The 2,074-nt window shown below is 58.3% G+C and carries 1 protein-coding gene and 1 pseudogene; both read left to right on the forward strand.

Annotated elements, in window-relative coordinates:
- Positions 1 to 685 (forward strand): annotated as a pseudogene (locus tag NW819_RS01255) (hypothetical protein); the annotation flags it as partial.
- Between the two features lie 159 nt (positions 686 to 844).
- On the forward strand, positions 845 to 2,074 hold the full coding sequence (locus NW819_RS01260; RefSeq protein ID WP_414412647.1) for an AI-2E family transporter: 1,230 nt from the start codon (positions 845 to 847) through the stop codon (positions 2,072 to 2,074).

Here is a 2,074-nt window from a genome sequence, read left to right on the forward strand (position 1 = left end):
GCTAACCCAGTCCATCCAACAGGAGCCGGGAAATGCGCAACTTTATCTGCAACGGGCGCAATACTTCTGGCGGGAGTCTCAAGAAGATCCTGCTGCTTTACCGCAGCCTGAGCATGCTTCTGCCATTGCTCGCTTGATGCGCTCTGCTCTGCGGGATCTGGATATTGCCATTGCTTTGGATCCCTACCTGGCTGAAGCCTATTTGCTCAAGGCCAAAATCCAACACGAGCGTTTGCAAGAACCTGAGCAGGCTCTGGCAACCTTGTCTCCTCTGGATCGGATTGCCTATCACAACCCGCAACTGCACTTGATCCGCTCTCGCATCTGGGCCGAACAAGGCCATCTGGAATCGGCGTTTGATGTGTCGCATCTGGCGATTGAGCTGGCCAAGCAAAATCAAGATGCTGCCGATCTTTTCGAGGCCTATGTCCATCGCGGCCTGATGTGGGCCAGCATCTGCGACTTCAATTTGGCCGTTCAAGATTTCAGCCAGGCTATCGAGGTGCAGCCCCAGCGGGCTGAAGGTTACTACCACCGCGGTATGGCGCGCGCTTACCAGGGAGAGGATAGGGCTGGTGCCGCTTCCGATTTGGGTAGCGCTTTGATGTTGTGGCGGGCTTCCGGCACGGGATCCCCGGGGCTGCTGGAATATGTAGAAGCGGTGCGGAGGGAACTGTTGCGGTAGCTCAGCTCTGGCGGGGTTTTTGCTGAGGATCTGAAGCGCTGGGTTTGGGGTCTTTGCCCAGGAGCATTTGGCAAGTTCGTCCAAGCCAGGCCAGGATGGTAGAGCCATCTGTTACCTAGGGGGGCTTGAACGCCCCCCTGAAGAGAACCCAGCCAAGTGATGAGCCGAAGACAATTGACCATCTCCGTATCCTCTGTAGCCCTGGTGGTGGCCACAGGGATGCTGTTGTTGCTGCTGTGGCAACTGCGCAGCTTGGTGCTGACGGTGATGATCGCGGTGGTGGTGGCGGCAGCGCTGGCTCCCCTGGTGGATCTGGCCGAGCGATTACGCATCCCCCGCTGGCTGGGGGTTGTGCTGGTGTATTTGAGCTTAATTGCCGGGATTGCCGGCTTGGCTCTGCTCATTGGCCCAACGGTGGCGACTCAGACCCAGCGGTTGCTAGCGAGGTTGCCCTTCTATCTGGAGCGACTACAACTGCTGGTGGACACCTGGATTGCTGATCTGGCGGGGGTGGATCCGGCGGCGCTGGACTACTTAAACCAGTTGCTCGATCCTCAGTCGTTGATGAGCTGGGCAGTTCGCTCGGGACAACGGGTGCTGGTGCAGTCTTTCGACTTCACCCGCGGTTTGCTGGGCGGTCTGCTGACCATGGTGCTGACCCTCTTCATTTCCGGCTACATGCTGGTGAGCGGCTCTGACTTGGTGCGGGGCTTGGTGGAGTTGTTTCCTTATCCCTGGAATGAGCGGCTGGCTCAGCAGGTACACCCGATGGCCCAGCGCATGGGGGGCTACATTCAGGGGCGGGTGCTGGTCTCTGCCATTTTGGGTGTGATGATCACCGTCTCGCTTCGCTTTCTCGGCCTGTCGGAGTTCGCTCTGGCGCTGGGGGTGATCGCTGGGTTTACCAACCTTATCCCCTTCATTGGGCCAGTACTGGGATCCCTGCCCGCTTTGGTGGTGGCGATTGTGCAGGGGGGCTGGACTTTTTTGTGGGTGCTGATCCTATATGTTGCCGTTCAAAACCTGGAAACCTATGTGTTGGATCCTCTGTTGGTGGGATCCTCAGTGCGGGTGAAGCCCTTGTATCAGTTGCTGGCGGTGCTGGGGGGCACCCAGTTGTTGGGTATTGTTGGGGCGGTGATCGCCCCCCCGTGGGTGGCGGGTATGGCGGTGCTGCTGGAGAACCTCTATCTGAAGCCCAAGCAGGAGGCAGAGATTCGAGCTAGACTATGCGCTCGGGCTACCGAAGCTGCCGGTTCTTTGGCTTTGCCGGGGATGGATCCTGCCGACGCGAGCAGCCCAGAGCCATCTTTTTCCTCTCGTCCGAATGACTCGTCAAACGAGCCGGAAGGGTTGCCACAGAAAGAAAGTCTGATACATTTACGCTGA

This window comes from Synechococcus sp. R8-2 (assembly GCF_047461715.1).
Taxonomy (GTDB): Bacteria; Cyanobacteriota; Cyanobacteriia; order Thermostichales; family Thermostichaceae; genus Thermostichus.

Bases quoted from the DNA above. Each gene is read 5' to 3' on its own strand.
- NW819_RS01260 (WP_414412647.1), top strand. From the start codon at position 845: ATGAGCCGAAGACAATTGACCATCTCCGTATCCTCTGTAGCCCTGGTG.